The organism is Streptodolium elevatio, assembly GCF_040649515.1.
In the GTDB taxonomy this organism is placed as follows: domain Bacteria; phylum Actinomycetota; class Actinomycetes; order Streptomycetales; family Streptomycetaceae; genus Yinghuangia; species Yinghuangia elevatio.
The window spans coordinates 1-4,543 of record NZ_JBEZFP010000251.1; the positions used below are offsets into that span (position 1 = coordinate 1).

5 protein-coding genes and 1 pseudogene are annotated in these 4,543 nt (G+C 71.3%); 3 read left to right on the forward strand and 3 right to left on the reverse strand.

The window, feature by feature from the left end; all coding sequences use genetic code 11:
- From AB0C36_RS42525 to AB0C36_RS42535, 3 genes and pseudogenes are all read left to right on the forward strand, one after another.
- Positions 1-229, forward strand: a pseudogene (locus tag AB0C36_RS42525) (hypothetical protein); the annotation flags it as partial.
- Positions 229-1,431, forward strand: coding sequence for a hypothetical protein (locus AB0C36_RS42530; RefSeq protein WP_358365011.1), 1,203 nt, complete (start codon positions 229-231; stop codon positions 1,429-1,431). The pseudogene AB0C36_RS42525 and the gene AB0C36_RS42530, both read left to right, overlap by 1 nt.
- Before the next feature lie 5 nt (positions 1,432-1,436).
- Complete coding sequence (locus AB0C36_RS42535; protein ID WP_358365014.1) at positions 1,437-1,658, forward strand: hypothetical protein; 222 nt, start codon at positions 1,437-1,439, stop codon at positions 1,656-1,658.
- Positions 1,659-1,995: 337 nt separating this feature from the next.
- Here AB0C36_RS42535 and AB0C36_RS42540 read toward each other — a convergent pair whose 3' ends face one another.
- The 3 genes from AB0C36_RS42540 to AB0C36_RS42550 form a co-directional block, all read right to left on the reverse strand.
- Complete coding sequence (locus AB0C36_RS42540; protein ID WP_358365017.1) at positions 1,996-2,559, reverse strand: hypothetical protein; 564 nt, start codon at positions 2,557-2,559, stop codon at positions 1,996-1,998.
- 9 nt (positions 2,560-2,568) lie between these two features.
- The gene (locus AB0C36_RS42545; RefSeq protein ID WP_358365020.1) at positions 2,569-3,051 is read right to left on the reverse strand and encodes a hypothetical protein; all 483 of its coding nucleotides are present in this window, start codon (positions 3,049-3,051) and stop codon (positions 2,569-2,571) included.
- A 169-nt stretch (positions 3,052-3,220) separates the two neighbouring features.
- Positions 3,221-4,303 (reverse strand): methyltransferase domain-containing protein, encoded by a 1,083-nt coding sequence (locus AB0C36_RS42550; RefSeq protein ID WP_358365022.1) that lies wholly within the window; start codon positions 4,301-4,303, stop codon positions 3,221-3,223.
- Positions 4,304-4,543 lie beyond the last annotated feature (240 nt).

A 4,543-nucleotide genomic window follows, 5' to 3' on the forward strand; every position in this document is an offset into this window, starting at 1 on the left:
GGCCAGGCTGGAGAAGGCGGGGATGGCCGACAGCGCGTGGGACGGGGACCCGAGCGAACGCGGTATCCGCCGGCGCTTGTACTGGCTGACCGGCGACGGGCGGGAGTTTGCCCGGGCCGCTCTGGAAGGCGTACCGAGCCTGTACCGCGGCGTCGGAGCCACCCCGGCGCCGGCGCCCGCGCCGCGGCCGGCGGTGCCTCCCTCCGGGCCCCTCCCTCAGGAGTCGTGATGGACCGCTCGGGGGAGTTCACGACAGAACTGTCGAAACTGGAGCGGGTCCTGCTGAGCGGAGCCGTCGACCTCCTGCCCGTCGAGGACCGCGACCGCTACCGCGAGGAGTGGACGCTGGACTTGATGCTGGAGACCGGCCAGGCTGCGCGCCTGCGTGCGGCACGCAGCAACTACACCGCGGCGGTGCGACTGACCGCGGCGGTTATGACCCCGCGACGAGTCGCCAAGAACGTGGGTTCGTTCGTCCTCAGCATCCTCTATCTCGGCATCTTCTTCGTGCTCTTCAGCGTCGTCATAGGCGTGGCGTCCGTGCTGGGGCTGATACTGACCGCGCCGGCGCCGGGTGGCGGGGTAGTGCCCGGTCTGGCCTTCATCCTCGCGTTTGGCCTGCCCATCGGCGTCGCGCTGCTCGCGGTCGCGGCGAACGTGCTGTACGCGGAGTTCGTGCGTCCGGAACAGCAGCTCCGCGAGGTGGCAGACGCCCTTCTGTCCGGTGCGCGGCCCGCTTCACCTCCGCCGCCTCCTGACGGCTGGTGGCCCTGGTACACCCGGCAGCGCCCGGCTCGATTCCGCAACAGCACCGCCCCCGAAGGTGACCAGGACACCTGGCGGCCGGAGACCCTGCGCGACTGGTCGGCAGTGGCCGCGTGCATCACGGGGTGCCTCGTCGGGTTCCTGTTCTACTTCGGACTGCTCATCGTCTACGCAGACCGGTTGTTCATGCTCTGGATCAGTGACGGCCAGCATTTCGGCGCCGTCCAGGCAGACCAGCCGTATTTGCCCAGCGCTCTGATGACGATGTGCGCCATCACTGTCGGCGTTGCGCTGGTCAAGCTGGCGTGCTCGGAGGCAGCCGCGATGCTGTTCAGCGCCCTGGGCTACGCCCTCGGACAAGCCGTCGCCCTGCTCATCCTGCTCACCAGGTACGCGGCACGCGCGTGCGCGCCGCTTCACCGCAAGACGGTCGTGACCGCGAGGTTGTGGATCGACCACGCGTGGCGTTGGGAACCGTGGCGCGCTGCCTACGGCACCGAGCAGGCGTTCCGCCGGGCCCGCCGTGCGTCGTGGCGTGCCTCGCACACCTCGATGCTCGCCGAGTTCGACGCCCACGCCATGCGCCGCGCGTGCGCCCGGCAAGCCGCCGCCGACCTCCTCGCCGCCACCCGAGCACGAACTGAGACGACCAGAGGGGACGGCTGACCCTCATGACCTCATCCACACCCCCGGGGCAGAGCGACCGGGAGCGCCCGCCGCACGATCCTGTCGACGTCCGCACCCTCGCCCTGCTGTTCGCGATCGTCGTGGCCGGCGCGGTCGTCGTCGTGGCGTACAAGGACCCTGCCCTCGGCGGCGCAATCGCCGTCGGCATCACCGTGCTGGTCGCCGTGCTCGTCATACTCCGCTCCGGCACGGGTGGCGGTTCCTGAGAACTCAAGTCATACGTGGGCCGCGGCTCGTGCGACGCCGCGGCCCACGATCGTGGAGCTACCGGGCGAGCACACTGACCGCCGCGGACGCCCCGTCGGTCAAGTGCCGGCCGATGCCCTCCCCAACTCCCGCCAAGACTCCGAGGAACAAGACGGCTGTAGCCGCTGCGGCGCGGCGGCGCCACGCAGACGGTTCGGTACGCGGCGTGTCGTGGCACGATGAAGCAGGTTCGTGGGTGGGCATGCGCCCCCCTTTCATGCGAACGGATACACCCAAGACGGCGCGCAGCGGAAATCGCCGGCGACCTGCACCCGCCAGCGCCCGTCGCCATCGCGCTCAAGGGCCACGTTCTTCCAGACCCGGGTTGACGATCATGGCGGCATGGTGCTCTTGGACGTCGCCGCACATGAGCGGCATCAGCAGGGTGCGGGCGGTCCAGGAGTTGTGGTGGTGGACCGGGGCGAGGACGGTGCGGATCGGGCCTTGGGTGGGCGGGGCGCAGTTGTCGTGGTGGAGGCTGGCCGTGGCGATGCCGGGGAGGTCGTGGACCACCAGGGCCGGCGGTGGTGTTCCGAGGGGGCGGCCGCAGGTCTGGCAGTCGGCGGCCCACAGGTGGGCGGCGATCTCCGCCAGGCTCTCGGGTCCGAGTTCGTCCTGGGTCTGGGGGTCGACCAGGAGCGCCCGCACCGCCGGGCCCGGTGCGTGTGCGCTGGTGGGGAGTTCGAGGCGGCTGCGGCGTGGCTTCGGCCGCCCGGGTGTGTCGGCGGGCGCGGTGGTGTCGAGGAGATCGCGCGGCCAGTCGTGGGCGTGGATCAGGTGGTGGAGCGCGGGCGAGGCGCCGATCCCGGCGACCACGCACGTCTCGGCGGCGTCGGCGTAGGTGGCATCCGGGTTCTTCATCAGGCGGCGCTACCGGGAGGTGGTGGTGATGCCGACCATGCCGCCGTCGGCGATGTGCTGCCACATCCCGGCGTAGTTGGGTGCCAGCAGCAAAAGGTCGAACCGGCCTGCGGCCTCGGCGGGTTCGACGACCTCGATCTTCAGTTTCACCAGGGGGCCGTCCGGATGGTCCAGCAGGGCCCAGGAGGTGCCGATCGTGCTGTTCTCCGACAGGTGCACGCTGCCGTGCTCGTTCAGCAGTCGCAGCAGCACGCGCAGGTTCGGCGCGGGGCCGAAGGTGGCCGGGCCGTCTTCCACCACCACCATGAACAGCGGCGGCAGGTTCGGGTTGTCGTTGGGGGTCACGAGCAGGGCCCCGGCGGCGAACACGGTTCCGGCCGTGAAGTCCTGGCGCTGCCGGTCCGCGTCCTCCCCGGTGTAGGCCTTCACGCTCTTGAGCGGGTTCGTCGGACGCGGCTCCTGCTGCTGCCGACGCGCCTTCTTCCTGCCCATGCTTCCCCCTGTCGCTATCCCCGCAGATGCGGGCCCCGGTACGGATGCCATCTCGTCCGCACGCGATACCTTCCCCGCGCTCCCGGCGGTCACGACGTCAAGGCCAGACCGGCGAGGGTGACGACCAGGTCGAGTACGAGACCTGCTCCGACGCGGCACGTACCAGGCGTTACGGGTGATCGAGCCAGGCCCGCTGACCGTGTCCGTCGACGGTCACGCCGAATCTGGTGATGTCCGGGCGGCCGCGGTCCACCCACCAGCCGTATGCCGCTTCCGCTTCGTCCCACAGGCGGCGCGGGCCGGACTGGGTGACGTCGTGCCGGTCCCGGCCCGGGATGGAGTCGGCGGACGCCCATGAGGTGCCGTCGGACAGCCACAGCGTGCACTCGTCTGCTTCGTCGCCGCTCCCCCAGGCAAGCGAGTAGCGGCAGTTGGGGACGCGCAGCCCGAGCGTGAAGCGCTCGTGGACGTCCGCGACCAGGAGGCGCGGGTCCAGGGTCGTGGTGGTGTCGTCGCCGGTGGTGCCGGTGGTCCAGGCGGTGGGCTGCTGGGCGCGCAGCCACATGAATGCCGAGGTGTCGACGATCCGGCCGGTCGCGGTGCGGCCGTCGGACTCGAGGACCAGGAGGCCGCCGGCGGATGTGCCGTGGCCGAACGGGGTGACGATCCTGCCGCGGGTCTGTTGGACCCAGGGGTACGGGATGGTCTGCACGGTGCAGGTGGCGATCAGGCGTTGCACCGTCTCGCCGTCGGGGTGGCCGGCGGCGCCGTCCGCGCACACGACGTGGGGCCGGTATCCGGCGGCCTTGAGCGCGGCCTCGGCGTCCGCGCAGATGCCGGGGTCGACGTCGACGGTGGTCACGGCCTGGTCGCCGAGGCGGTGGCACAGCAGCGCGGCGTTCCAGCCGGTGCCGGTGCCGATCTCCAGGACGCGGTCGCCGGGTTCGGGAGCCAGGTGACGCAGCATGGTGGCGACCATGTACGGCATCGACGACGACGAAAGCGGCGTGCCGTCGTCGGCCCGGTGGGTCACCAGCGGAGCATCGTCGTCGACCAGCCGCTCCCAGGCGTCCGGGTCGGTGGCGCGGTCCACGAGGGTGTTGTCCAGGTCCCAGATGCGGTCGGGGACGTAGTCGGCGCGGCGGACCGCCCGGAACGCCTCGGCCCAGTCGGGGGTGATGACGCCTCGGGCGGTCAGGTCCTCGACCGCGGTCCCGGCGGCGGTCTTCGTGCATGGGCCGGGACCGGGCAACGCCGTTGCCGCTGAAGGGCGTTTGCGCCGGTAGGGCACCCCGCGCCGGCAATGGCAGCACCAACGTGCCTGATCTTGGCTGAATTTGCGGTTCTGGCCTGGTCCCTTCGACGCAGGGGAGATCTACGGCGATTCGTCCCGGAGGGGCCGCACGGTGCATCGGGCGCCGGTAAGGTCTGCGTCCGCGTGCCCACCCCACCCGGCACGCGGCCTCCGGCACTGGCGGCCCTGCGGCGCGGC